Origin of the sequence: Paenibacillus sp. FSL L8-0502, assembly GCF_038593055.1 — a bacterium.
GTDB classification, from domain to species: Bacteria; Bacillota; Bacilli; order Paenibacillales; family Paenibacillaceae; genus Paenibacillus; species Paenibacillus polymyxa_D.
Map to the genome: position 1 here is coordinate 2,969,019 of NZ_CP151958.1, position 24,524 is coordinate 2,993,542.

A 24,524-nucleotide genomic window follows, 5' to 3' on the forward strand; every position below is an offset into this window, starting at 1 on the left:
ACACGTGCGCCGATGCCCATAGGACACGGTTTACCTAGGGCTTGCTGAACGAATCAAAACTCCAACAGGCACAAGGGTTTAGGGCCTCTTATGTCGAAGGAAAACGGGGCAGCCCCGTGAAAAACCGTGCACTTGGAGGCGTCAGGATTGTATCAGCGAACCGAGAACCAGATGAACCTGCCCGTCGACTTTTTTCTGCCGTTCGGCGGAAAGCTCGCAGAAGATAACCGCTGGGTGCTGCTGGCCCAGATGATTCCGTGGTGGATGCTCGAAGAGAAGTATGCGAAAAACTTCAAGAAAAGCCTCAAGGGCCAAAAAGCCGTTTCGATCCGTATCGCGCTCGGCGCACTCATCATCCAGGAGCGGCTTGGCACCGATGATCGGGAGACACTTCGTCAGATTCTGGAGAACCCGTATCTGCAGTACTTCCTCGGTCTGCCGGAATATCGGTACCGCCGTCCGTTTCATCATTCTCTCATGACGCATTTCCGCAAGCGATTGGGTGGCGAAATTCTGGATGAAGTGAATGAATGGATCGCTCTGGAAGAAGCGCGCAAGTGTCGGATGATTCATCGGACGACGATGAACCTGGCAGCGGAACTGACGCAGCGTCCGGTAAGCCTTCAGAAACGCAGCCACAGCAGATGGAACTGACGAACGAGGGCGAACTGCTGCTGGACGCTACCTGCGCGCCGGCGGATATCGCCTACCCGACGGATTTGTCGTTACTGAATCAGGCCAGAGAAAAGCTGGAGAAGATCATCGACATCCTGCACGAACCGGAACGTGGAAAGACCCGCAAGCCCAGAACATACCGAGAGCGTGCCCGCAAAGCCTATCTGGCGGTTGCCAAGCAGCGGCGCGTGAAGCCGCGCGCGATGCGAAAAGCGATCGGCAAGCAGCTCAGGTTCGTTTCCCGTGATCTGCGCATGATCGCCGAACTCGCCGATATGACGAGCGGCCTGCCGCGGCGTTTGTACAAGGAACTGCTAGCCATTCAAGAGCTTTATCGTCAGCAGCAAACGATGTATGACAAGCGGACACACAGCATATCGGATCGGATTGTCAGTATCGCACAGCCACATGTCAGACCGATCGTGCGCGGCAAAGCCAGGGCAAACGTCGAGTTCGGAGAGAAGCTGGCGATTAGCGTGGTGAACGGCTACGCTTTCCGCGAGCATCTGTCGTGGGATAGCTACAACGAAGGGCAGACATTGCAGGACGCCGTAGAGCGTTACCGCGCCAGATTTGGTTATTATCCCAAAGCGGTGCTGGCCGACCAGATCTATCGAACCCGCGACAACTTGCGCTTCTGCAAAGAGGGAATTCGCTTAAGCGGACCGCAGTTGGGTCGTCCGTCAGCCGATCAGCAGGAGAAAAAGAAAATCGCCAAGACGGATGCAGCCGCACGCAATGCGGTGGAAGGCAAGTTCGGCGAAGGCAAGCGCAGTTATGGGTTTGGCCGTATTCGAGCACACCTTCAGACGACGAGCGAGACCGTGATCGGGCTGCAACTGCTGGTGATGAACCTCGAAAAGAGACTTCGGGTTCTCTTTTTGTCTATTTTGCAATGGCTGTGGTTGAGACTCGCGGTCCGCTTGCTCGTTCCACTGTAAAATGTGACCCGTTCAGCAAGCCCTACCTAGCAAGGTTATCCGATGCCTCTCATTGTAAAGGCACCACTACGCTGAATACGTTGTTTACAGAGTTAAGATATCCCGTAAACAAAGTAACATTATCGGTGAAATTCGTTACTTTGTTTACTATTAATAGCATGGTTTAAGCTAGTCAAGATAAAGTTAAAATGTTGGCGGATCGCCAATAGGACTAATGACAAATTGAAGGTGAAATTGCATATCGACAGCGGACACGATGCCGGGGCGATGTGGTTTGCGTACTCGACCGTCTATTCTTCACCGGACGGAAGCGGCTGGTATTCGCTCGTTATCATTGAAAAAAATGGTTTTTTTCCAATGCGCCACACGGAGCAAAAGCCAGTGCAACGATCTACAGTGTCATTGAAACAGCGAAGAAAAACGGGCTAAATCCTTTCAAGTATTTGACGGACCTGCTCGAACAGCTTCCGCAGCTTGCGAATCCGAAAGATCCGGTTGAGCTAGACGAATTGTTGCCATGGTCGCCTTCGCTCCCACTGACGTGCCGCCTATTTCAATCAAACTAAGACTAACAGGCCCTCATCTTGGGAACAAGGTGGGGGCTATTTTGCGCTTACACAACTGCTGGTGATGAACCTGAAAAGAGACTTCGGGGTCTCTTTTTGCCTCTTTTGCAATGGTTTTTGTCAAGGCTCGCCGTTCATTTGCTCGTAACATCGTAAAACATGATCCGCTAAGAAAGCCCTAATTATCAAGATTCAATGTGATGTCTGAAAAGAAAATTGAATTTACCTAAGAATGGATATAAAAAAAGAATTACCAAAATAATGTAAAAATGTACCCGGAGTTTCAACAGTATCTCCGTGAATATCAGCCGCCCTTGCTAGCAGTCTGGGGTGAAAATGATGTTTCCTTTATTCCGGCTGGTGCTGAGGCTTTTAAGAAAGATTTACCTAAAGCCGAGATTCATTTATTAGATACTGGGCACTTTGCATTGGAAACACATGCATATGAAATTGGAGAACTAATGTTGGATTTTTTAGGAAACAATAGAATTTGACGATTCAAAAGTTGGTAAATCACGGATGGTGTCTACCGTCATTTCTTTGTTATATTAATTGATTTTTTTAATGTTAACCAGGATTTATGTTCATATTAATTGATGTATTGAGAGGTAAATTGAATTTAGAAGGGTGACAGGTCAGTCTCATGGAGAATTCAGGAGCTAAAAATGCGAAATTGTTTAATTCCACAAAGACCATGATCGGTGGTTTAGTTATGCTCATTATTGCAATGGGAATCGGACGTTTTTCATATACTTCCATACTTCCATTGATGCAATCACAAGCTCATCTATCCGCTACGGAATCCGGATATTTGGCAGGGAGTAATAACTTGGGTTACCTTATCGCTGCTTTTGGTGCAGGTTTCATAACCTGGGGATCCCGAAGAGCCTATCATCTTCGGATGCAATTGGTACTCTGCATCATTTTAACGGGACTTATGGGAATCACTTCATCATTTTATGGTGGATGATTTTGCGCTTTCTTGCTGGAATTAGCGGCGGCCTTATTTTCGTTCTATCATCAAGTTTAGTGTTGGATACGTTGTTTTCAGATAAGCGTGAAAAATGGGTAGGTATATTTTACGGAGGAGTTGGCGTTGGTATTGTTTTAGTTGGTTTACTTACGCCTTTTCTTAGCATTTTCACTTGGAGGGGGCCTTGGATCGGCCTTTTGATCATTAGTATCATCCTTATCGTACCCGTTTGGTCATTTATCCACGATAAAGAGCCGAAACTTATAACTCAAAATGCTGAATCCCTGAGTTCATCAGCGGAAACTCCATCTATCTTCGGCTGGCTTCTTGTTGCTTATGGACTTGAGGGGTTAGGTTATGTAGTAAGCGCGACGTTTCTTGTAGCAATGGTTAAGCAAATGCCTCATATGTCAAGTTTTGCTGACTTTAGCTGGATTATCGTTGGGATAGCGGCGGTACCATCAACAGTGATCTGGTCCTGGTGGGCGAGTAAAGTCGGTTACATCAAACCATTGATTATTGCGCTTATCCTGCAGGCTGTTGGGGTCATACTGCCGGTATGGCTTCCCAATATATTCGGCGTGACGTTAGGATCTGTCCTTTTTGGAGGCACTTTTATGGGCATTTCCATGCTTGCTCTCGCCGCGGCTCGTATGTCTAGACCATCCAGTGGTAGTAGAGCAATTGCTTTGATGACAGGATTTTATGGCATAGGTCAAATACTCGGTCCAATCGGAGCCGGAATCGTGTTGGAAATGGCGCATAGCTACAACCTATCACTACTTCTTGCCGCTTTGGTGCTTGTTGTTGCTGCTATAATATCGCTATCCGGTGCAGTCATTTCAAGTCAAAAAGGAGCGGTAGGAAATTTAAACCATGCTCACATTCATCCTGGTCAAGAGCTTAGTTAGATCCTGGGCAGTTTGCTTTGGAATCAGATACAAATGGAATTGGTGAATTGATTCCTTATTGGAGGAATAAAAAATGCAAATAGGTTTTTTTGATTCTGGTATTGGAGGCATTACTGTATTGCATGATACATTAAAAGTTTTACCTAATGAAGATTATATGTATTACGCAGATACATTAAATGTTCCATATGGGCACAAAACGAAAGATGAAGTTAAAAAGTATGTTTTAAACGCTATAGAATTTATTAGCCAGCAAAAAGTAAAAGCGATAGTGATTGCTTGTAATACTGCCACAAGCACAGCAATCGAAGAAATAAGGAGAAAATACAGTATTCCAATCATTGGTATGGAGCCTGCCGTAAAACCAGCTGTTAAATCAAAAAAAAATATAGATAAACGAGTTTTAGTAACTGCTACTGCTTTGACTCTAAGGGAAGAAAGACTTCAAAATCTTATTACTAAATTAGATAACGAACATACTGTTGATTTATTACCTCTTCCGAGGTTAGTCCAGTTTGCAGAAAGTTTTGAGTTTAACGAGCAAATAGTGCTGCCTTATCTTCAAGAACAATTATCTATATATGATTTAAGTAAGTATGAAACTATTGTTTTAGGATGTACTCACTTTTCTTACTTTAAAGATATATTTAGAAAATTATTTTCATCGGATGTTAATATAATTGACGGAAATAATGGTACTGCAAAAAATCTAAAAAAAGTACTGGAAGAAATGAATTCTTTAGATGAAGGCAATGGCAATATTTCATTCTATTGTTCAGGGGTCAAAGTCGAGGATAAGGCTAAATTAAAAGAGTTTAATAAACTGTTCAAAAGATTGGAGGCTATTAACAAATATAATTAAAAAGTCTGCCAGCCTTTCGGAGTAAACTTCTCTGAGCAATCAGAAGATTCGGAAGAAGCAGTTTACCGGATCACAGATTATCTGAATAAATACCGCATCAAACTTAGAACTGCTCAAAATCCATCTCATATGAAGTTTTCAGAATCATTTGAAGAGCAGCTACTGGTACTGTTGGAGGAGCGTGTACCCTTAGTCCGAAAATTTTCTTTTATTAGAATGGTTGATAATAAATAGGGGAAAATAATTTTTATTAAAGGAAGGAAGTTAAAATGCCATTACTTCGTTTTGATCTTATTAAAGGACGAGATAAAGCAAGCCTGAAAAAACTTTTGGATGTTGCCCACCAAGTATAGGCTTATGGATGGTCCAAAATTACAATTACATGCAATCACTCTGATGTGAAACAACCCAATTCATAGTAAGTATTATTGTTGAAATCAAAGCTTTTAATCACGTCAAGACCAAGCTTTTTGGTATGGGCAGCGTAAGATCTATGATTGATGTGGTTTATAAAAGTTATCAATATCGGATATTTTTTACTCATTTGCATTCTGGAAAAATCAAAAACCTTTCGGAGTACTACCGTCCCCCTGTAATCCATATCAATGCAAATTGGCCCATACTGATAAGTGTTTTCAGTAGAAAGCGTAATCCCCTTATATTCTGTATCTTTCAAATCGCCAATCATAAATTGAAAAAGAGGCCACTTAGCCCAATACTTCCATGAGGCAGCCATCACATAAGCAATAATCTTCTGGCCATGACACGCAATTGTAATTCCATTTTCTTTTTCAATTAATTCCTTAAATTGTTCTTCTGTAAATAAGGTTGTTACGAAGCCATCGGGTTTGTCTTTTTCACTAATGGTTGTAATGTGATATTTTTTTTGTAATTCCACTATAGCAGATATATCATCAACAGTAGCGTTTCTATAAATCATTGTTTTCCTCCTATATGAAATGAGCTTAAAAAAACTTTACTTCAGCATTCGGCATATTGCAACCATTTTAAGTTGTAGGTTTTTGCGAGAGGAAGGCTACACTATGATCAGGAGAGCGTTAACAGGGGGAGAGCGACTGGAATTTCTATTATCCTACCTGTCTTACAAGGGAACATTGGAAAAGTTTTTTAACAATTTTCCCAGGAGGGAGAGGATTTTCAGATCGACCCACTGCAGATTAGTGTAGCCCCTGACGAATAAGCAAATGGAGTTAGTTATTAGATCGCGGCGGGTAAAAGAAAATAAAGATTTAGACTGAAAAATAAAGTATTAGACTGACGATGCTTCATTAAGCTAACGGGCAAAATTTCAATGCTAAGTGTATAATTTAGAAGACGTAAAGAATCTAATTTGGAGGCTTCTATGATTAGAGATCTTTGGTTTACAGTGCAACGGATTGATGATAATACATACGCAATTAGTGAATACGGACGTTGGGAGAAAGTACATTCATTTTTATTATTGGGAAATCAAAAAGGGGTATTAATTGATACAGGGCTTGGGATTGATAGTATCAAAAGAATAATAGAGCAGTTGACATCTTTACCTCTAAAAGTTATTACGACACATGTCCACACTGACCACATAGGTAACCATGGCGAATTTGAACGGATCTTTGTCCATAAAGAAGATGAAGACTGGCTAATTAACGGGATTCAAGGCTTAACAATAGAGCAAATCAGGAAGAATATTAGAAGAGATATAACCTTGCCTACTCCAGAAAGGTTTAATCCGGATACATACCAACCCTTTAAAGGAAAGCCGACAGGTTTGTTAAAGGATGGTGATATATTCGATCTAGGGGACAGAAGATTAATTATATATCACACTCCAGGACATTTTCCTGGCCATATTTCAGTTTTCGATGAAACAAAAGGGTATTTATTTACTGACGATCTGCTCTATGATGAAGCGCCAATATATGCCTTTTATCCTTCAACGAACCCTGTTGATTTAGTGAATTCATTAGAAAAGATTGCAAGAATACCCAACGTCAAAATGGTATACGGTTCTCACAATACATCAGGACTTAATCCAATAATTTTAGTTGAAGTAAAAATTGCAGTTAAATTTCTGAGGGAACATGATCTCGTCAAATTTGGAACTGGGATTCATAAATTTAACGGATTTAGTGTTCAGTTCTAATAATCTTGTCAAACTAACGGGAAACGTTAGCTCAATAAAAATTAGCGACAGTCTAGGACTTTATTTCGTGTTATTAGGTCAATCAGAGATTTCTGGTTGGCCTTTTTTCTTAGGCACCATATGATGGCGGTAGCCGAGAGAACGTTGACTTTATTGGGGCGGGCCCGTCGTGAAAACAGTTCTCTCACTGCCCTCAATGACCATGTTTGAGCTGGTTGAGACAGGGATCTCGTATCACAAGCGAAGCTATGGGGGAACCATCGTGGGAGTGGCCGCAACTTTAATATTAGGGAGTGTGTTATGGAGCCGGTTGTAGGATTAGATGTGGATTAGTTTCCTATTTTAATACGCAAGGAGTGCAAGCATTTTATAATCAATCCACTTCAAACTAAACGTGCGAGAAACACGCAACTACGAAAAGTAAAAACCGACACTGCAGATGTCAAAAGATTGAATTTATCAATAAATAGGCAAAATGAATAAAGTCCCTGGACTCTTAATGCGATGTGCATGCGGATCGGGGACTTATCATGTGAAATACTCAATATAAGCGGTTTGCTTAATTTTTAAAAAAAACACTTAAAAACACTTAACAAAAAGCGTTAAATTGCTTATGATGAATATAGGGAAAGGGGGAGGGATTATATTCACCAAGAGGAACGACTTTTGAAAATTTTGGAGTATCTCCAAAGCCGTAACCAATTATCAAATTCGGAAATTTGCGATTTATTGAACATCTCGAGAGATACGGCAAGAAGGGATATTATTAAGCTTGTTCATGAAGGGGGGGTTATCAGAACCCATGGAGGTATTGCCTTACCCTTATTAAAAGAAGAAATAAGAGTCTACAAGGAACGTGTAACCTCAGCAACAAAGCAAAAGATGCTTATTGCAAAAGCAGCTTCTGAGCATATCGCTGACGGAGATGTATGCTTCATGGATGTATCGACTACCATTCAACTGCTCTGTGGGCAATTGGACAAGAATCTGACGGTTTACACACACTCGTTGGATAATGCAGAAGCTTTATCAGCAAAAAGTGAAATTAACATAAATTTGCTCGGGGGCAAATTTAATCATGAAAACCGTTTTTTTTATGACTACGACACGGCTATGCAGTTGAACGATGTTTTTTTTGACAAAGCTTTTTTAGGAGCTGCCGCCATTATGGAAGACGGAGTGTATTTTGCGAACCGTGATGATGCTTTAGTTAAAAAGCTGGTATCGAGGCGTGCCAGAGAAGTATTTTTACTTGCCGATTTCAAAAAATTTAATTTAACAAGCCCGTTTAAAGGTCTGAATTTTTCCGAAATTGATATTCTAATTACAAATCAGGATGCCCCGAAGCATTCATTGCTGATGTTGCAGGATAGCGGAGTAGAAGTTATCAAGGTGCTTGAGGAAGAAAAGTGATAAAAAATCGCAAGGGAGCATGGGCCATGATACAAGCAATCTTTAGCGATATTGACGGGACGTTGTTAAATTCAAAACATCAAATTACATTCGACACCAAAAATACAATCCAAAAGGTTGTGGGAGGAAATATCCCTTTTGTACTCGTTTCAGCGAGAATGCCAAGCAGCATTTTTCCTCTTCAGCAAGAGCTCAATATTAACGCTCCCGTCATTTGTTATAGCGGTGGTCTAATATTGGGCTGTAATAGGGAAATCCTCCATAGCATCTGTTTATCGAAAAAGAGCATTAAACAAATATACGATATTGTATCGGATCATTATCCTTCTATTAGTTTTAACTTATATGGCTATGACCAGTGGATCGTTGATAACACTCAAAATCCTTGGGTAATTCAGGAAGCGGGAATTATTAATGGCTCTCCCATACAGAGGGTGCTTTCCTCATATATAGAAGAAGATCACGATACTCACAAAATTTTATGCATGGGACCTCCCGAAGACGTTGAGCGGCTTGTACAACAAATCAAAAATGAAGTTACTGGTATCAGTGTCTATAAATCCAAGGGAACCTATCTGGAAATTATGGATGAGATGGTGTCCAAATCGTATGCCATTCAGGAACTCGAGGGGATATTTAATATTACTTATCGTGAATCGATGGCCATTGGAGACAACTATAATGACATGGATATGATTTTGTACGCAGGCCTAGGAATTGCAATGGGGAATGCGCCAGAGGAAGTTAAGAAAATTGCCGACTGGGTCACATTGAGTAATGATGAAGACGGTTTGAAAATAGGCTTGGAGAAATACATTTTGTCCGTTTGAAATGATCCAGTGACATTGTATATCCAAACACCAAAAAACTGTAGGCATTAGAAATAGAACAGAGGGGGACACATAACCCTGAGGATACTGAGTTTGTATCTTCTCGGTCTGCGAGTGACGAGAACGGTAGAAAAGAAAAGCAGAGTGAGACGACAAAAAGAGATCAACGTGTTTCGACCGTTGATCTCTTTTTGTTGTGCTCACTCAGCACGACAGATTACAAAAGAGATGAGGAAAGTTAGGTTGGGAGTTTGATCGTCTGGATTTGTAGTGAAGAGCTTATTTACCTGTAATGCAGAAGAGCAGAGGATTAGCGATGCACGTTCTTATTATGCGCATCAAAAATCAAGTTTAATGAATATATAAGTATACTAAATATCACATTCACATAGGAAATCATACGAAAAGGTCCCTAAATATCCATTTTTCATCAGTAAGATCAGAAAATAATTTGGCAAAGTTCATTTACTTCTAAATGGAGTTGAGTTGCATTTTGTATTAGGTGTGTTTTTAAATAATGTTCTCCAGCTAATTGACAATTTATCATTTGTCGGGTGACAAGAACATTGTTACATTCCCGATAGGATTTCATCGACGGCGACAGAGGCCCTTTTATTAAACTAAAGGGCAGGATAGTCAATTTTTTCACAAATACTTTACATTTGAAAGAAATTTGCGAAATTCGTAGATAAGAGGTTATGAGAAAGTAATGTAAAATAGATATTAATTGTAATTTGCAAGAAATATGTCGTACCGTTCGGCACAATAGCATGCAGCGCTTCCATGAGCTTGAGTGAGGAAACTAAATCATTTCCAGGGAGCTTAATGATTAAGTGGATCAATTCGAAAGATCCCAGGAAATAAAGAAATGATCTCGCCAAATTTGGAACTGGGATTCATAAATTCAACGGATTAGCATTCAGTTCTAATAATCTTGTCCAACTCACGGGAAACGTTAGTTCAATAAAATAGCGACAGTCGGTAAGAAGTTCTCTTGTTTTCAACTATCCATTCCCCTTTATATTAATACCAATTACAAAAAAGTCCCAAAAACAAATGTTTTTGAGACTGGGTTAAAAACCAAGGTTTCTTGTTTACTAACTGGTATCCTATGCTACATATTCATTTTTTCCTGCGCCTATACCCGTGATAAAGATAATAACAGAAGTTAAAACTAACATCAGTAAGGAAGTATTCCAATTATGTGTCACATCATGCAACCATCCAAATAAGACAGGGCCGATAGCAGACAAAAGATAACCTAATGATTGAGCCATACCGGATAATTCTGCTGCCTCATTCGTATCTTGAGTACGTAAACTAAAAAACATCATAGCTAAACTAAAGGCAAATCCCACTCCAATTCCAACCATAATTATCCATATTGGAATAAGGATCGTGCTTCCGTGTAAGATACCGAATACCCCTCCAATAAGCAAGATGACTGAAACCAGTACTAATGGATGCTGCTTCTTTAAACGTCCAGCTAAAATAGAGACAATAAACGTAGTAGGAAGCATAGCAAATTGCATTAAAGACAACATCCAGCCAGCTTCATGAGTGTTCAGCCCTTTTTGTTCAAGAATTTCAGGAAGCCACGTTATCATGGTATAAAAGATTAAGGATTGAAAACCCATAAATAACGTGACATTCCATGCTAGTTTAGAATGCCATAAGTTTATAGATTTAACTTTCTTTTTAGTTTGTACAAATCTAATAGATTTATGTTGATTTTGTATTAGTGGTAACCAAAAGAAAAGTGTAAGAAGAGATAAGATTCCCCAGCATCCGAGACCTCCTGACCATCCTAACCCTGATAATGAGGAGATGGAAATACTTATACCGGATCCAATAGCTCCACATAAATTCATAGAGACTATATAAATCCCTGTTATCATTCCTACATTTTGTGCAAAGTTATGTTTAATAAGACTGGGGAGTAATACATTACCAATGGCAATACATGAACCAATTAAGATTGTTCCTATAAATAAGGTTATTACACCACCAAAAGAACGTATTCCAAATCCAATGGTTAATAAGATTAAAGAAATAAATAGGATAAACTCCGTACTAAAACGTTGAGCTAACTTAGGGGCAAAAGGGGATAAGAATGCAAAAGTAAAAAGGTACTGTAGTTATTGTCCCTGCTAGTATATTAGATATGCCTAAACTGTCACGTATAGAATTTATTAGTGGACCCACTGATGTTAGTGGGGCTCTGAGATTGGCTCCCATTAGGATGATACCTATAATAAGTAATCCTATTCTAGGCTTTAGATCCGGTTTCGGTTGTCCTAGTTGATTGGTTTTTTGTGAAATACCCATGATCGCTATAGATCCTCCGTATTTAATACTAAAGCTTTTCTAAATTAGGTAATCAATTCATTTATTGTTTGGATTGCCACACTTCCATATTGTTCCACAATAGTAACCGTAAAGCAGAGAACATAATAAAATGTTGTTTTCTACTTGACGGTTACTTTTAAACATTTTAATTAAATTAAGCGAATTTTTGGACTTCTCCCGTTAGTTAATAGGAGAACGACAAGCCCCTACTTTTATACCTAAAGAATTATAGTGATTTTTTATGTTTATGATGGCTTGACCACTTGTAACTTTATTAATTAATTGTTTTATCTTCCAAAGGTCTACTGGTTTATTCATTAATAAGTCATTAAAAATTTGTTTGATTTCTTGTGGGTAAACATTTCCTACCATACTAGAAAGTCCATTACATCCATTAATTATCTTTTCTGTAAGATTTACATCTCCACCAGCGAACATGATGAAATCATCTGGTAAGTCAGTATTATGGTGACGTTTGGCATCACTCTCTTCTTTAAGTCCTACAAGGTTAGAGTACTTCTGGTTAATAACAGTCTTTAATGATTCAGCACTTAGCTCAAATCCTGTTCGGAAAGGATTATTATAAAGGACAACGTTTTTGGTGGTATGTTGTAGCAGCTCATTGATATAAGAAATAGCTTGTTGTTGTGTCGGCTGAATGTAAGGTGGAAACTGAATTAGAATAGAATCAAAAACAGATTCCTCAAGCTTTTTAACCAGTTTTATTGCATTTCTTGTTGTTGTAGCTGATACGCCAAACATCAGTTCAACATTTTCAAATTTTTGTTGATTAAAATAATCAATAATATGGATACGCTCTTCAATGCTCATTGAATTTTGTTCGCCTGTCGTAGCAGACACAAGTAGTGAATCTATCCCGTTATCTGTTAAATGTTTAACAATAGGATTGAATCCTTCTAAATATAAGCTCTCATCATCACGAAAGGGAGTTGGAATAGCAACATTAAAATTTTTCATCAGTTATATCCTCCAGTGTATATACATTACAAGAACTAATTTGTACATAACGTCAAATACTAAATCCTTTCAGATAATTTTTAAAAGGTATATTTGAATGACTAAATTGTTCTATGTTCATGTTGTTTAAAGTTTGGTTACATTCTTCAGGTCAAAAGTATTAACTAATCTTTTCTAGTTATTCTTTATTTGTGTATCTGGTTTGACTATGTGACGAGGTGTATTACCCACCGGTTTCTCTAAAAACCAAGTGCCCATTGAAGTAAGAACCGGTACATTTTGAAACGTGTAAATAATAGCATCCTCTGTTTGCTAAGTGTTGCAATGCTCATGAGCAGAGCAAGGAGGAGCTAAGAATAGGTCGCCTTTTTTCAATTCAATCTTTTCTCCATCCACGATACTATAACCCTCGCCCTGAAATACTAGATTGAGAGCTACATTAGTATGACGATGAGCTTTATTATGCTGATGCTCACAGAAACGATTGTTTCATAAGCATCATTAAGCAAGGACAAATGAAAAAGATAAATTTATTCGAGGTTACAAGAAGATTGCTGAAGGGGCAATACTGAGTTAAAGTTAATATAATTACGTAAAATAATAATTTGACGAATAAATAATAATAAGATATGATGGAACCATGGAGGTTCGTACATAAATGGATAAACTGATGAAAAGTCACTACATGCAACGAATTGATGAAAAATTGTCCGATTTACCTTGGTATGTTACAGAGTTTATAGATAGCAAAAAACGCAAGTTATCTCCAACAACACTTCTTAATTATTGCCATGATTACATTATTTTTTTCGATTGGCTTATTGCCGAGAATCTAACTTCATCAAGTCGGAAAGAAATAAACTTAGAAACATTGGAGTTATTAACAATACGTGAAGTGGAGAATTTCTTGTCATTCCTGGATTATCAACTTGGAAACAAGAAACTTACGATAAATCGCAAATTATCCTCGCTAAAATCGTTGTTTGATTATCTTCAGAATAAGGCTGAAACAAGTGACTTGAAGCCATATATTCAACGAAATGTAATGGCCAAAATGGATTTGAATGCTATCAAAGAAAGCCAAGAAACCATTGCAAACCGTATTGAAGGAAAAATCCTAAGAAAAGATGATTTCGAATTATTTAGGAAATTTGTAGCTTATGATTTTGGTGAAAAATATAAAGACAACAAGCGTATTTTTACGTTTCATCAGTTTAATCGTGAGCGTGATACGGCGATCGTTTCGCTGATATTAGGTTCAGGGCTTAGATTGTCTGAGGTTGCAGGGATTAATATGGATGACTTAGATATGAATAAAGCTTTAGTTCGAGTGATACGTAAAGGTGATAAAGAACAATACGTTTACTTTAGCAAGCAGGCTTTAATGGATCTAGAAAGTTACCTGGAGATCAGAGAAGCAAGATATTTACCAGATAAACAAGAAAATTATTTATTCATTGCAGCTCCTGTAGGCCGTAAAGGAAAAAGCCGGCGTCTGACACAACGATCAATTGAAAAGCTGATTGAAAAATATGCAACTGCCTTTGGGAAGCCCTCTCTAACAGTACATTCGCTTAGGCATTCATTTGCAACGCGATATCATCTTGAAAATAACGATGTCCCAAGATTAAAGAATCAATTAGGGCATTCATCCATTCAAACAACAATGGTATACACACACTTAACAGATGAAGAGATGCGTAATGCTGTGAATAATATGGACCGATAAACCCGCGTTGCTACGCGGTTCTCCTTATACATATTCACAAAACCCGTATTTTGACTAAATATCTAGCGACGCATTCACTCATAACGAGCATTGCGATTTTCAAGATTATTTGATAAATTATACATCTCTAATTTATTTCATGATAAATAAAACTTTATAAAAGCCCCACTTCATTGATTCAACATTTTCATCATTAATTATATAAGGTAAATCTAGATCAAATGCTTTTAGATACAATACGCTCATCTCCCTCTATTCTTCCCATGGACGTGGTTGTTGATGAATTGCCTTTTTTCCATAGACTCATAGCATTCGCTTTCTCCCAATCAAGGGCTTCCTGCCTGTTACGCATTTTTGTAAATATTTTACAAAAAAAAGGTCACCCGCTGGGAGTCCTCTTAGATGATGCTTGCCGTCAACGTCGTTTTCAATCCAAATCCGCAGTAAAGGACCTCGAAATTTTTCAGTTTCTGAGGTCCTTTTTTACTAACTCTCAATATTCAAAATCTGACTTTAAAATTCACCGAACCCCTTGATCGGTAAAAAGCACTTTCAACTCCCTGTAACTTCATCCCACAATAAAAGTCGTCCTATCCTCCTAAAATAACACTTGTTACAACCCCAGTATTTTGCCGTTCAGCATTTCTCGACACTGAATTGAAATAAAAGCCGCTAATCCAGTGACGATGATAAAACCCCATTTAATTTTTAGACTGATTTAACGAATTTGATCAGTCATTACTTTTAAGAGTAGTTACAGCTCCTAATTGCTTAACGTGTAGCCAGGTTCTCTTGACCAGTAAACACTATATCTGCCGTCTTTGCCGCTAATCTCTTTCCAGAGTCAGAAGAACCGGCCTGAAATACGACCGAATGACCTTGTTTAGAGCCGGCAATGTTAAGTGGTCCTGCTGACGAATAAGTATTATGTTCATGTCGGCAGATTACCTTTACTCTTGAAGTGATTGGCCAAAATGACTAATCTTCGACCGTCAGGTATAACAATATGAAACTCAGCAGGTAGTTCCACTATCAATATTTCGCTTTCTTAATTCCTAACCGCTCGTTTTTAGCTTTTATCGAGTCGTTTAATCCATAAGAAATGTGAAAACTGTCCTGCATTATGTTGCCTATTGAGGTTCTCACTAAATCACTTTTCGTTTAGATACACATCTAATCGGCAATCGGACTATGTTCTTGTCCATTCCGGCAATCGGTAAAAGTTCTTGTCCTTGGCTCGGGACACGAACTTTTACCGATAAAATAAAAAAGCCGCTAAAATAGCGACTTCAATGACACAATGTTCTTGTCCCTCGACAAGAAGCAATATCCCGAGGTCACGATGGAGCGCATGGAAAAAACCAATCCTTCTCCTAAATGGCCTTGGTAAGATGGTGGGTACGAGGAAATTATGTTCGTCGTAACTTCAGTTGGCTTGCACCGAAGACTCCAGCATCGAACGTGACGACTTCCATCTCCAGATCGCTTGTAAACTCTGATTGGTGCAGTCCAAGCTTTAGGATCGGTTCAACTGCGCTTTTTGCTCCTGCTTTAACGTTGGTGCTTGGAAGCTTACGGCAGCTTTCAACTCGATAATCACCGGCCATAGTCGATACACCGATCAGTGCGGTCATACTCAAGCAACTCCCTTGTTTGTCCATATGATCCGGAATGAATGAGTCGGCAATGACGCAAAGAGCATGATTTTTTGTAACGCTATTGAACATCCAGTCTAATAATGTTAATGCATTAGATAGAGAAAGGCTACCCGACTGCCCGACGGAAATGGGCATAACCTCATTTAGCCCTAATTCTTGTCTCAGTTTAGCACAGCCATTAACACCAGTTTCAAAGTCCGTCTGATGACAGTAACAGAGCAAGTCAATTCCTGCGGTCCAATTCCTATTCGTTTCAATTAGATCGGTTATCCGTCCCCATGGCTTTTCTAATCCCAAAGTTGCCTCAGCATGATGAAATGTCAAATACATAGCTCGTTCACCTTCTTGGAATACCGATGAATCGCACAACCGTAATAGCCTCCAAAGCCAACGGAAATCGTCATATACAAGTCCCCTTCTTTCAAGAAACCTGAACGGATAGCGTGATCGATATTATTTAGGATATCGGTGTTATGAATATGTCCGTCCTTGGAGAGGGTTAGATTGTAGAAGCGTTCCAGGGACACCCTCAGCACTTGAGCCAGCATACTCCATACGTGTAGCCCCAGATTGGTGCAAAAGATCACGGCGATCTGAGCAATGTGAATACCGGACTCGCTTAATGCTGCTCTTACTGCCTGTCTGACCCCTAAATAAAACGTTGAGTAATATAATTGAATACGATCTGGAGACAGATCGTATACGAGACCGTCGACTCTCATAACCGAAGCAAGTGTCTGCTGTCCTTGACGCTGCCCCTTCATATATAAAGCAGCACTCGCGCCGTCACCGAACACCATGAACGGATCGCTCCGTTCATAAGAATTCATAGCTCTGTCGGCAGTGATGAACAAGATTCCTGCACCTTGCTGACGCGGGGCCATGAAGTAGTTCGACGCCAGGCTCAACGATAAGTGCATCGTGGAACAAGAATATTCCTCCAAAGGGATAAATGGGACTGTCTCAAGGGCGAATTCATCTGCTAGGCGATCAAAAAGATTCCGTTCACCGTTTTCATTATTCGTTACACTAGCAAACATGACAGCCGCGATCTGTACATTCATTTGCAGAGCCCGGCGCAGAATTGGCCTACACACGGTAGCAATCATCTGTTCCAATTCAAGTTCCTCTTCTATGGGCACCAGCTCAAAGCCTTTGTTCAAGTATTCCGAATCGCTCATTCGAAATTCAACGCCGTCAGCCTTCACCTGCTGAATCGCTTTCGTGACATGGATACGGGACTTCGGGAGATAGACGGAATAATCGACGATCGTCACGTGGTTCTCATACATTGTGATGAGCCCGCTTTCGGAAATGCATGATCTTGTACTGGCGTTCCCCGCTTTTCATTTCATCGTACAAGGACGTGCCTGGCACACCAATTGTTTTCCAAATCGCAGTATCCATCTGATCTTCAGTTCCAAAAGCGGCTATGCGATTCTTTAGAACTTGATCACTTGAAAGCAAAACTTCCCCCGTGATATCGCGTGATATAAGCAGCTCGAAGCCCAGTTCAAGCAAATACCGTTCACCATCGTCAAACTTCCAGGTTGGCAAATCGTCCGCATAAACGAAAGTCCCGCCCGGTTTCAGCACCCGGAAGACCTCGTCATAAAAAGACTTAATCGATGGATATAGATCAGACGCTTCCATGTTGAGGACAAAATCACAGCATGACGAACCGATAGGAAGCCTCTCAGCATCCCCAACACAAAAATAGGCATTTGGGAAACGATTGGTCAATTGGCAAAATGCAATATTGGCTTCGGTCAGATCTAAGCCAACAACGCTTCTCACACCGTAACTTCGACAGAGCTCTCTTACGCCTCCCCCCCTGCCACAGGCTACCTCCAAAATGTTCTTATCCTCGAGATATAAACCATCCAAGCACTCCTGCAGAAGCCGGATGGAGTTTCGATTGACACTTGCTGGGGCCTGGTTGAACTCGGAGGCGAACCCCCAATTGATAAATGTCGAGAAACGGGAAAAGCCACTCTCGTCCAAGGACCGATTATAGTTAGTGAACATCTTCATGATATCCTTTTTGAGGACTGCAGTTTCCCCGCTTTCCTGCCCTTGCAGATCAGCCAGCATAAACGGAACACCACCATCACCGAAGAAGTAACTGACCGCGCACTCCCCGCACACCAACATCTGATCCGATGTGTTTAGCTTTGACTTGCAAATAGGACATACTAAGGCAATGCCGGTTGCCGGCCAACGAAGCATATGCATGTCATTCCTCCCTCCCTCAATTAAGTTGTCAGCCTTTAGCCACTTGCACTGTTATAATTACGTATTGCCCGACTCCAAACGAAGCGAACGATTACAAGGAGCACAATTGGTACGATAGCGCCCCATACCGCCAAAGCAGGTGTCAGCTGATTCATCACCATCATAGGCGCAAAATTCGTAATGACGAGAAAAGGCAATAAATACACGCCGATTCGTTGGATGAAACGTGAATAGATCGGCATTGGCATATTATTGGCGTCCCAAATGGAATAGAAAATTCCCGCCAGCCCTCCCGTATTAACAAGCCAGAAGGATAACAAGGCTGGGATGAACATGAGACAGTAAGTAATGATCAACGCTGTCCCCAAGTAAAACAAAAATGAGAATAAACTCCATGCCGTTACCGGGATATTTAATGCATTCCAACTGATCACAACCATCGTTCCACCCGCGATGAAATTCGGAATTGGCATCCCAAGATCGATGTATCGAAGCGAAACCAAAAACTGTAGTGAAATTGGCTTAACCATGAGTAGATCCAACGTCCCGCTGCGTATATACTCGGATACCCTGACGAAATTAGGGAAAAAGAGCCCGGAATAAAGACCGGTCATAATCGTGTATGTGCCGACAAACATCAAGATACCATCAGGCGTGATCGATCCGATATGCAAGTCCGTCTCATAGACTACTACGACGTAAAGTAGCTTGGCAAACAAGTATGCGATTTCCACAGCAATCCCGAGTATGAAGTTCGTCCTGTATTCCATTTGAGCAATAAAGCAGTTCTTAATGAACAAAAAGTAAATCATTAGGTAGTTGCGAAGCGTTCCCAGCCATCCTCTCACCGGTCAGCCCCCCAATCCGAGATACTTCTTCATTCCGGCGCGCCATACGATCCGTGAAAAGGCAAGCAGCGCGATCATCCAGAAGAACTGCATCCCGATTCCTTGTACTGCCTCGTCCATTGACAATCTGCCATTAATAACATTCGCAGGAAAATGGATCGTATACTTGAATGGCAAGTAGTCTAAAATCTTATTTATGGTCTTACCAAACACCTCAATCGGAAAAACACCACCACTTAAAATGATGACAAATAAGCCGGTCATTTCAAAAAAATAGGAGATTTCAGACAATATAAATGCAACAGCCGCGAGCGTATAAGAGATAAGAAAGTTTAACAACAAAGACATGACCATTGCCACCATAAAGAGTAGAATATGTGCCAAGGGAATCCGTATACCATAAGTTCCGGTCAAGTAAACGAGTGTAAACAGCAAGATACATAGCATGGCTGAAAAAAAGAAAATCTTTTGCCCCAGCATAGTAAATAGCTTCAGAGCGAAAAAACTGACCGGTTGAACCAAATATTTATTCAACCCACCATCCTTGATCTCGGTGGCCACGTTTTGACCTATATCCGTTGTCACAATTTTCGTCACGATGGCTGCCGTTATCGTGTATAAAATCATTTGGCCGTAGGTATATCCGAAAAATTCCGACGATTCCGATCTTCCATAGACCGCTGACCAAATATAATATTGGATCAGAATCGGAAAGAATGCACTGATCAAGGAAAAGAGAAAGTCAAATCGATATTCGAGTGAAGACTGAACGCCTAACTGGAACACGCGTCCGTATTTGGGAAAGGCACTCATCCGGATACCCGATCATCCCGCTGATACAAGGATACAACGACTTCCTCGATAGGAATATCTTCGATCGTAATATCTTCAATCGGGTAGTGTTCAAGCAAATCCCTGGAAGCCATGCTAATGCGCTCCTTACTTATCTCCAGCGTGGCATGAAATCCGTCCGATTGACGCACCTTCCCGTACAACTGCAGCTGTCCAGTCGCTACGTGTTGCTTAAATTTTAACTGTATGATTTTCGTGTCGTTCAAAACATCGTCGATTCGCTTCAGATCCCCGTCGAAGACGAGCCTGCCATCATTAATAATGATCGTCCGCTTGCACAGATCCTCGATGTCCTTCATGTAATGACTTGTCAAAATAATCGTTGTCCTATGCTGTTCATTGTAATACTTCAAAAACTCCCGCACCTTTTTCTGTGTAACAATATCGAGCCCGATCGTCGGCTCATCCAGGAAAAGCAGGTTCGGTTTATGAATAAGCGCTGCAAGGAGCTCCATCTTCATACGCTCACCTAGCGATAAACGCCTTACCTGAACATTCATAATGTGCTTGACGTCCAACAGTTCGATGAGTTCGTTCAGTGTTTGTTTGTAATGCCGATCGTCAACCTGATAGATATATTTGTTTAGCAAAATGGATTCCGCCGCAGGCAAGTCAACCCATAGTTGGCTCTTCTGCCCCATTACAATAGCGAACTGCTTCTTGAATTCCTTATTTCGCTCATAAGGCTTGAAGCCCAGTACAGTAAGTTCGCCGCTAGTTGGATGTAAGATGCCAGAGAGCATCTTTAGCGTCGTCGTTTTGCCTGCCCCATTAGGCCCAAGGAAAGCAACCATTTCCCCCTCTTCGATCGAAAAGGAGATATTTTTCACCGCTTCCTTCGTCAAACTTTTCCGATAAAAGAGGTTTTTAATGGAATGAAGCATTCCGACCTCTTTGGTGTAATAGGTGAAGTTTTTAGCTAACTGCACCACATGGATCGCTGTCAATTGCGCTCCTCCTTAACAATTAAATCGAACTAGAAGGTGGACGATAACGTTTACCGGCCATAATGATAAAGTAACCCGCATCGGGAACAGACCGGCATCAGTCCGCAAGCTAATACCTCTCGGTGTTTGGCAAAATTTTCTCCCTTCCAAACCTCCTTCACATCCACATCACTAATGTTGCCGACCGCCATCTCAGGAAAGAACTTGCACGGAGTGACGTTTCCGCTCGGCAATACGTCCATTCGGGTGGAGATCGCCAAGCATTCCTTCCGATTCATCCCGGTTCTCTGCACGCCAGTGACAAAATCCTCTATCTCGTCTTGCTCCAATGCGGGCATAAATCGAACCCGGCTTCCCCATGTTTGCTCGGAGATGCGGAGAACCTCCTCCTTGAGTGCCCCCACCTTCTCGCCGGAGATATGATAAGTGAATGAATTCCAACTGCAGCTACCCTGACGGATTGGATCAAGCCAGTCAAACTCTTTGATGAAGAAATTGTCCATTTCCTGAGCAGACTCAGGTGCGATATACCACGGATATACAAAGTAGACCGAATCCACGCCCATCTCCTCGAAAAACTTCATAAAATCAAACATTTTGGGAATCATGAGATCATTCATCGTCAAGCTGACGGATACTCTGCCCTTGAAAATGCCCTGCCGTTGCAACTCCAGCAGACGCTCTATGGCACTAACCACCTTTTTGTAAGTCCCTCTGCCCCTAATCGCGTCGTTCTCAGCCTCGAATCCCTCCAGACTGGCTAGTACAACAAGTCCCTCACCGATCTTAAGCAGTGAATCTAACTTTTCCTCCAGAAGAATCGCGTTTGTACAAATCGTCGTCGTCCGCTGATCGCGTTCCAGCAGATTCGCAATCTGATCGAACTTGCTATGGTACAGCGGTTCTCCGCCCCAAAGATAGACTTTCGACTTCTTCTCATGGGTAAAGGCAAGGAGCTTATCGACCAACGCGACATCGATTTCTTTACCTTGCTCTTCCTTGGACATGTCCCAGTGAAAGCCGTCCGAGTTCCACTCGTAGCAATGCTTGCAACGCAAGTTGCACCCGTTGTTCAGCTTGATCCCGATATCTTCCGGGATCTCCATCGCATAGCGACTATCGGTCGCTCGAAGCCGACTGACCCGGGACATATTCATAATTGTACGCTTCAGATCGTTAAACACACGCTCATCAAACTTTCGACTCGTTTTGGGTTGCATAATTTACACCTCCATAAGTTTTGCAACGCTCGCGGGCATGTAGTAGGTTACAATGAGCACGTTCCAATATCTCGATGTTGAATCCCTGCGTCTTCCAATCCGTAAAGGACACGCCAAATCCTTGCTTAATCCAATATTCAGCATTGGCGGTTTCGTGTCTTCCAAAGGGCTCAAGAAAAACCATAGGCGTCGCAGCGGCGAACGATTCCATCAAGGAATAGCCCCCCGGCTTACTGACAATGGCTGTGCAACGGCGAATTCGTTCAAATAGCAGGGGAACAGTTCCGCTGTCTAAGTAAATGGGAGTCTCTCCATGTTGGATCTGAGCAAATGGAGGAAAACCGAACTCCCCTCGTCTATTCCTCAGCCACGGACTCCACGAGGGGTCGTTCCGATAATAGCAAATGCGTGGATCAGGCTGGATATCCTCGTCAAAATAAGCCAGAACATCCAGCTCCATACCGCCTTCAAGCAGGTCTCTAACAGCCTGCGGGTAGGTCCCAATCCCCCAGCCGCCACCATGGACCACCATTCTCTCTTCTCGCTGGCGAAACGGGATCGGTGCTTCGTCCGTCATCGGAAGTTGTAATTCAAAACGTTTCTTGGTCGGTTCGTAAAACCAAATGTGGTTGTACCGCTCGCTTCGAGATCCATAGACCAAATAAGATGGCGAAAGCGTAGCATCGAGATGAAGCATGTCGACCTCGAGCCGAGTTCCAACAAACCGTTCATATTGTTCCAAAATCGGGATCCAGAACCCAGTCAACGCAATGAACGACGTCCGGCGCTCACGGGACCATTCTTCCAGCAGCAGCTGTACCTTGGTGGGATCCAGGCAATCTGAAATATCGCGAGCCAACTCCACACTCTTCCGAGCGATAGCGAAATTATCATGAAAGGCTTTACGATAAGCCGGCACTTTGTTCTTTAAGCCGTCGACATACACATTTTCGAGCACACAGACTTCGTTTGAAATGCCGGAACGCTCCAGGTAAATGCCTAGCTGTACGGCGGGCATGTACACACCTAGTGAGTTACCGGATCCAAGTATAGTGACACAAGGCTTCAAATGACTATCCATACCACTTGCCTCCCTGGACTTCAAAACGTTCCTTTAGCTTGTCGATTAAACTTTTCTGCTCCTGCACATCTCGCGCGATTACAAACAGATAAAGCCTGCCCTTGATGAAACTGCCTTCGCTTAATGTCTGTGGGTAATCTGATTCCCCATAGCCAGCAAACATGCACGCCGGGGAAAGCGGAATGATGCCCTCACCGGTATGATTAGGGTATAAAACGCCGTCATCATCCAGCTGTCGCAGCCACTGCCCGTAATCAAACCGATGGCGACTGCCTACCGTTCGAAACGTAAATGTCCCGTGCTTCCCATTTTCCAGCCGTTCGCCCAGTCGATGACTGACCAGTCCCATCGATTGACGGGCGTTGATTTCTACAATCGGCACGATTGTCCCGTCCTTTAGTATCATGGAGTCAACACAAACATGGCCGAAGTACCTGTCCTTGTATAGTGAGGAAGCAAGCTTCTCAATGACATCGAAATAACCGTTCCGTATTAGCGAATGACTGTTCTCCTCCTGCATCGCTTGTGACCCCACATAAGCAAACTGTCGATTGATGATTTGCTGCAAGCCGACGATCTGGTACGACCCGCTCTCATCAATTGAAAATTGGCAGGAAAAATCATATTTCACGTCAAGGAACGGCTCGACAAGAAACGCCGTTGAGGAACCGGCTTGCTCTTGTTTGCGCAAATAGCTTACTACACGTTCCAAGGATGATAGGTTTTTAAACAGCATATTGCCTTTTCCAGCTACGCCAAAGGGGTCTTTTAACAGGACCCCATTCGACAACCCCATAAGCTCTAGCCCTACTGCAGCCAATTCATCCGCGCTGAACACTGGCTGGCTATAGGAGCTGCCCAGAAGTCTCTTAGCAAGATCGGCGGAATACAACTTAGAATTTACCCGTTTAACGTCTTGAAGGGTGGGCAGCTTGTTGGAATAGTTGTACCTGTCGAGAAGCTCGTGAACGTAAGGTACGACTGAAAAGGGAGTCATTTCACTAAACTGCTTCAGCCGCTCGTCGGTCTCTGAAACTTCGTACAAAGCGCGAAATAGATTTGGTACATGGCTTGGGACATTCGCACTAAGCTGTGTAAAATGAAAGCCGATGTGCGCCAAATAATCCATGTGCGCCTCATCCATCTCAAAGCGGGTCAACAGTGTGTCCTCCGGGCCACATAAGGAAGCCAGCAATTCATCCATAGCCATTACGACCCGCGACCGTGAAGGATCAGGAATAAAAGGCAACCTGCTACTCCCTTCTTCACGCCAATAGGTTTCCGAATCAAAGGTGCTGGCAAGCAACATA

At 41.9% G+C, this 24,524-nt stretch carries 19 protein-coding genes and 5 pseudogenes; 11 read left to right on the forward strand and 13 right to left on the reverse strand.

The window, feature by feature from the left end; all coding sequences use genetic code 11:
- Positions 1 to 147 precede the first annotated feature (147 nt).
- The 7 genes and pseudogenes from NSQ57_RS12555 to NSQ57_RS12585 all read left to right on the forward strand — a co-directional run.
- A pseudogene (locus NSQ57_RS12555) lies at positions 148 to 1,616 on the forward strand (IS5 family transposase).
- 222 nt (positions 1,617 to 1,838) lie between these two features.
- Positions 1,839 to 2,045 (forward strand): hypothetical protein, encoded by a 207-nt coding sequence (locus NSQ57_RS12560; protein WP_080771912.1) that lies wholly within the window; start codon positions 1,839 to 1,841, stop codon positions 2,043 to 2,045.
- A 14-nt stretch (positions 2,046 to 2,059) separates the two neighbouring features.
- Positions 2,060 to 2,182 (forward strand): hypothetical protein, encoded by a 123-nt coding sequence (locus NSQ57_RS12565; protein ID WP_301336225.1) that lies wholly within the window; start codon positions 2,060 to 2,062, stop codon positions 2,180 to 2,182.
- Positions 2,183 to 2,451: 269 nt separating this feature from the next.
- Positions 2,452 to 2,676 (forward strand): alpha/beta fold hydrolase, encoded by a 225-nt coding sequence (locus tag NSQ57_RS12570; RefSeq protein WP_342424890.1) that lies wholly within the window; start codon positions 2,452 to 2,454, stop codon positions 2,674 to 2,676.
- 275 nt (positions 2,677 to 2,951) lie between these two features.
- Positions 2,952 to 4,066: pseudogene (locus NSQ57_RS12575) on the forward strand (YbfB/YjiJ family MFS transporter).
- 73 nt (positions 4,067 to 4,139) lie between these two features.
- Positions 4,140 to 4,928 (forward strand): glutamate racemase, encoded by a 789-nt coding sequence (murI, locus tag NSQ57_RS12580; RefSeq protein WP_340932240.1) that lies wholly within the window; start codon positions 4,140 to 4,142, stop codon positions 4,926 to 4,928.
- 269 nt (positions 4,929 to 5,197) lie between these two features.
- Positions 5,198 to 5,278 (forward strand): annotated as a pseudogene (locus NSQ57_RS12585) (tautomerase family protein); the annotation flags it as partial.
- A 38-nt stretch (positions 5,279 to 5,316) separates the two neighbouring features.
- Here the strand turns inward: NSQ57_RS12585 and NSQ57_RS12590 are convergent.
- A complete protein-coding gene (locus NSQ57_RS12590) occupies positions 5,317 to 5,868 on the reverse strand; it encodes a GNAT family acetyltransferase (protein WP_058830782.1) in 552 nt (183 codons plus the stop codon).
- A gap of 423 nt (positions 5,869 to 6,291) precedes the next feature.
- Here NSQ57_RS12590 and NSQ57_RS12595 point away from each other — a divergent pair, with 423 nt between their 5' ends.
- From NSQ57_RS12595 to NSQ57_RS12605, 3 genes are all read left to right on the forward strand, one after another.
- A complete protein-coding gene (locus tag NSQ57_RS12595) occupies positions 6,292 to 7,074 on the forward strand; it encodes an MBL fold metallo-hydrolase (RefSeq protein WP_342424891.1) in 783 nt (260 codons plus the stop codon).
- A 666-nt stretch (positions 7,075 to 7,740) separates the two neighbouring features.
- Positions 7,741 to 8,487: a DeoR/GlpR family DNA-binding transcription regulator gene (locus NSQ57_RS12600; protein ID WP_342424892.1), complete on the forward strand. Its 747-nt coding sequence runs from the start codon at positions 7,741 to 7,743 to the stop codon at positions 8,485 to 8,487.
- 26 nt (positions 8,488 to 8,513) lie between these two features.
- Positions 8,514 to 9,317: a Cof-type HAD-IIB family hydrolase gene (locus NSQ57_RS12605; RefSeq protein ID WP_318628277.1), complete on the forward strand. Its 804-nt coding sequence runs from the start codon at positions 8,514 to 8,516 to the stop codon at positions 9,315 to 9,317.
- A 1,109-nt stretch (positions 9,318 to 10,426) separates the two neighbouring features.
- Here NSQ57_RS12605 and NSQ57_RS12610 read toward each other — a convergent pair.
- Together NSQ57_RS12610 and NSQ57_RS12615 are read right to left on the reverse strand one after the other, a co-directional pair.
- A pseudogene (locus NSQ57_RS12610) lies at positions 10,427 to 11,645 on the reverse strand (MFS transporter).
- A 201-nt stretch (positions 11,646 to 11,846) separates the two neighbouring features.
- Positions 11,847 to 12,644 carry a dihydrodipicolinate synthase family protein gene (locus NSQ57_RS12615; RefSeq protein ID WP_342424893.1) on the reverse strand — a complete coding sequence of 266 codons (798 nt, stop codon included), beginning with the start codon at positions 12,642 to 12,644 and terminating at the stop codon, positions 11,847 to 11,849.
- 658 nt (positions 12,645 to 13,302) lie between these two features.
- Here NSQ57_RS12615 and xerS point away from each other — a divergent pair.
- Positions 13,303 to 14,373, forward strand: coding sequence for a tyrosine recombinase XerS (gene xerS, locus NSQ57_RS12620; RefSeq protein WP_340955434.1), 1,071 nt, complete (start codon positions 13,303 to 13,305; stop codon positions 14,371 to 14,373).
- Positions 14,374 to 15,156: 783 nt separating this feature from the next.
- Here xerS and NSQ57_RS12625 read toward each other — a convergent pair.
- The 10 genes and pseudogenes from NSQ57_RS12625 to NSQ57_RS12670 all read right to left on the reverse strand — a co-directional run.
- Positions 15,157 to 15,294 (reverse strand): annotated as a pseudogene (locus NSQ57_RS12625) (LLM class flavin-dependent oxidoreductase); the annotation flags it as partial.
- 488 nt (positions 15,295 to 15,782) lie between these two features.
- Positions 15,783 to 16,400 carry a hypothetical protein gene (locus NSQ57_RS12630; protein WP_342424894.1) on the reverse strand — a complete coding sequence of 206 codons (618 nt, stop codon included), beginning with the start codon at positions 16,398 to 16,400 and terminating at the stop codon, positions 15,783 to 15,785.
- Positions 16,352 to 17,323, reverse strand: a complete 972-nt coding sequence (locus NSQ57_RS12635) for a 3-oxoacyl-[acyl-carrier-protein] synthase III C-terminal domain-containing protein (RefSeq protein WP_340955438.1) — start codon at positions 17,321 to 17,323, stop codon at positions 16,352 to 16,354. The genes NSQ57_RS12630 and NSQ57_RS12635 overlap by 49 nt, the downstream gene beginning before the upstream one ends.
- Complete coding sequence (locus tag NSQ57_RS12640; protein WP_340955440.1) at positions 17,316 to 18,266, reverse strand: methyltransferase domain-containing protein; 951 nt, start codon at positions 18,264 to 18,266, stop codon at positions 17,316 to 17,318. The genes NSQ57_RS12635 and NSQ57_RS12640 overlap by 8 nt, the downstream gene beginning before the upstream one ends.
- Positions 18,267 to 18,301: 35 nt before the next feature.
- Positions 18,302 to 19,114, reverse strand: a complete 813-nt coding sequence (locus tag NSQ57_RS12645; protein WP_231109362.1) for an ABC-2 family transporter protein — start codon at positions 19,112 to 19,114, stop codon at positions 18,302 to 18,304.
- Positions 19,115 to 19,117: 3 nt separating this feature from the next.
- Positions 19,118 to 19,927 carry an ABC-2 family transporter protein gene (locus NSQ57_RS12650; protein ID WP_340955442.1) on the reverse strand — a complete coding sequence of 270 codons (810 nt, stop codon included), beginning with the start codon at positions 19,925 to 19,927 and terminating at the stop codon, positions 19,118 to 19,120.
- Positions 19,924 to 20,913: an ATP-binding cassette domain-containing protein gene (locus NSQ57_RS12655; RefSeq protein WP_340955444.1), complete on the reverse strand. Its 990-nt coding sequence runs from the start codon at positions 20,911 to 20,913 to the stop codon at positions 19,924 to 19,926. The genes NSQ57_RS12650 and NSQ57_RS12655 overlap by 4 nt, the downstream gene beginning before the upstream one ends.
- Before the next feature lie 50 nt (positions 20,914 to 20,963).
- Positions 20,964 to 22,133 (reverse strand): radical SAM protein, encoded by a 1,170-nt coding sequence (locus tag NSQ57_RS12660; RefSeq protein WP_341039377.1) that lies wholly within the window; start codon positions 22,131 to 22,133, stop codon positions 20,964 to 20,966.
- Entirely contained in the window at positions 22,105 to 23,214 is a 1,110-nt protein-coding gene (locus NSQ57_RS12665; RefSeq protein WP_340955447.1) for a hypothetical protein, read from the reverse strand. Before NSQ57_RS12665 ends, NSQ57_RS12660 begins: the two co-directional genes overlap by 29 nt.
- Entirely contained in the window at positions 23,207 to 24,523 is a 1,317-nt protein-coding gene (locus NSQ57_RS12670) for a hypothetical protein (protein WP_340955449.1), read from the reverse strand. Before NSQ57_RS12670 ends, NSQ57_RS12665 begins: the two co-directional genes overlap by 8 nt.
- Position 24,524 lies beyond the last annotated feature (1 nt).

Excerpts from the sequence above, each read along its gene's own strand:
- NSQ57_RS12570 (WP_342424890.1), top strand. The coding sequence starts at position 2,452 with ATGTACCCGGAGTTTCAACAGTATCTCCGTGAATATCAGCCGCCCTTG.
- murI (WP_340932240.1), top strand. The coding sequence starts at position 4,140 with ATGCAAATAGGTTTTTTTGATTCTGGTATTGGAGGCATTACTGTATTG.
- NSQ57_RS12590 (WP_058830782.1), bottom strand. The coding sequence starts at position 5,868 with ATGATTTATAGAAACGCTACTGTTGATGATATATCTGCTATAGTGGAA.
- NSQ57_RS12595 (WP_342424891.1), top strand. The coding sequence starts at position 6,292 with ATGATTAGAGATCTTTGGTTTACAGTGCAACGGATTGATGATAATACA.
- NSQ57_RS12605 (WP_318628277.1), top strand. The coding sequence starts at position 8,514 with ATGATACAAGCAATCTTTAGCGATATTGACGGGACGTTGTTAAATTCA.
- NSQ57_RS12615 (WP_342424893.1), bottom strand. The coding sequence starts at position 12,644 with ATGAAAAATTTTAATGTTGCTATTCCAACTCCCTTTCGTGATGATGAG.
- xerS (WP_340955434.1), top strand. The coding sequence starts at position 13,303 with ATGGATAAACTGATGAAAAGTCACTACATGCAACGAATTGATGAAAAA.
- NSQ57_RS12635 (WP_340955438.1), bottom strand. The coding sequence starts at position 17,323 with ATGTATGAGAACCACGTGACGATCGTCGATTATTCCGTCTATCTCCCG.
- NSQ57_RS12640 (WP_340955440.1), bottom strand. The coding sequence starts at position 18,266 with ATGCATATGCTTCGTTGGCCGGCAACCGGCATTGCCTTAGTATGTCCT.
- NSQ57_RS12650 (WP_340955442.1), bottom strand. The coding sequence starts at position 19,927 with ATGAGTGCCTTTCCCAAATACGGACGCGTGTTCCAGTTAGGCGTTCAG.
- NSQ57_RS12660 (WP_341039377.1), bottom strand. The coding sequence starts at position 22,133 with ATGCAACCCAAAACGAGTCGAAAGTTTGATGAGCGTGTGTTTAACGAT.
- NSQ57_RS12665 (WP_340955447.1), bottom strand. The coding sequence starts at position 23,214 with ATGGATAGTCATTTGAAGCCTTGTGTCACTATACTTGGATCCGGTAAC.
- NSQ57_RS12670 (WP_340955449.1), bottom strand. The coding sequence starts at position 24,523 with ATGTTGCTTGCCAGCACCTTTGATTCGGAAACCTATTGGCGTGAAGAA.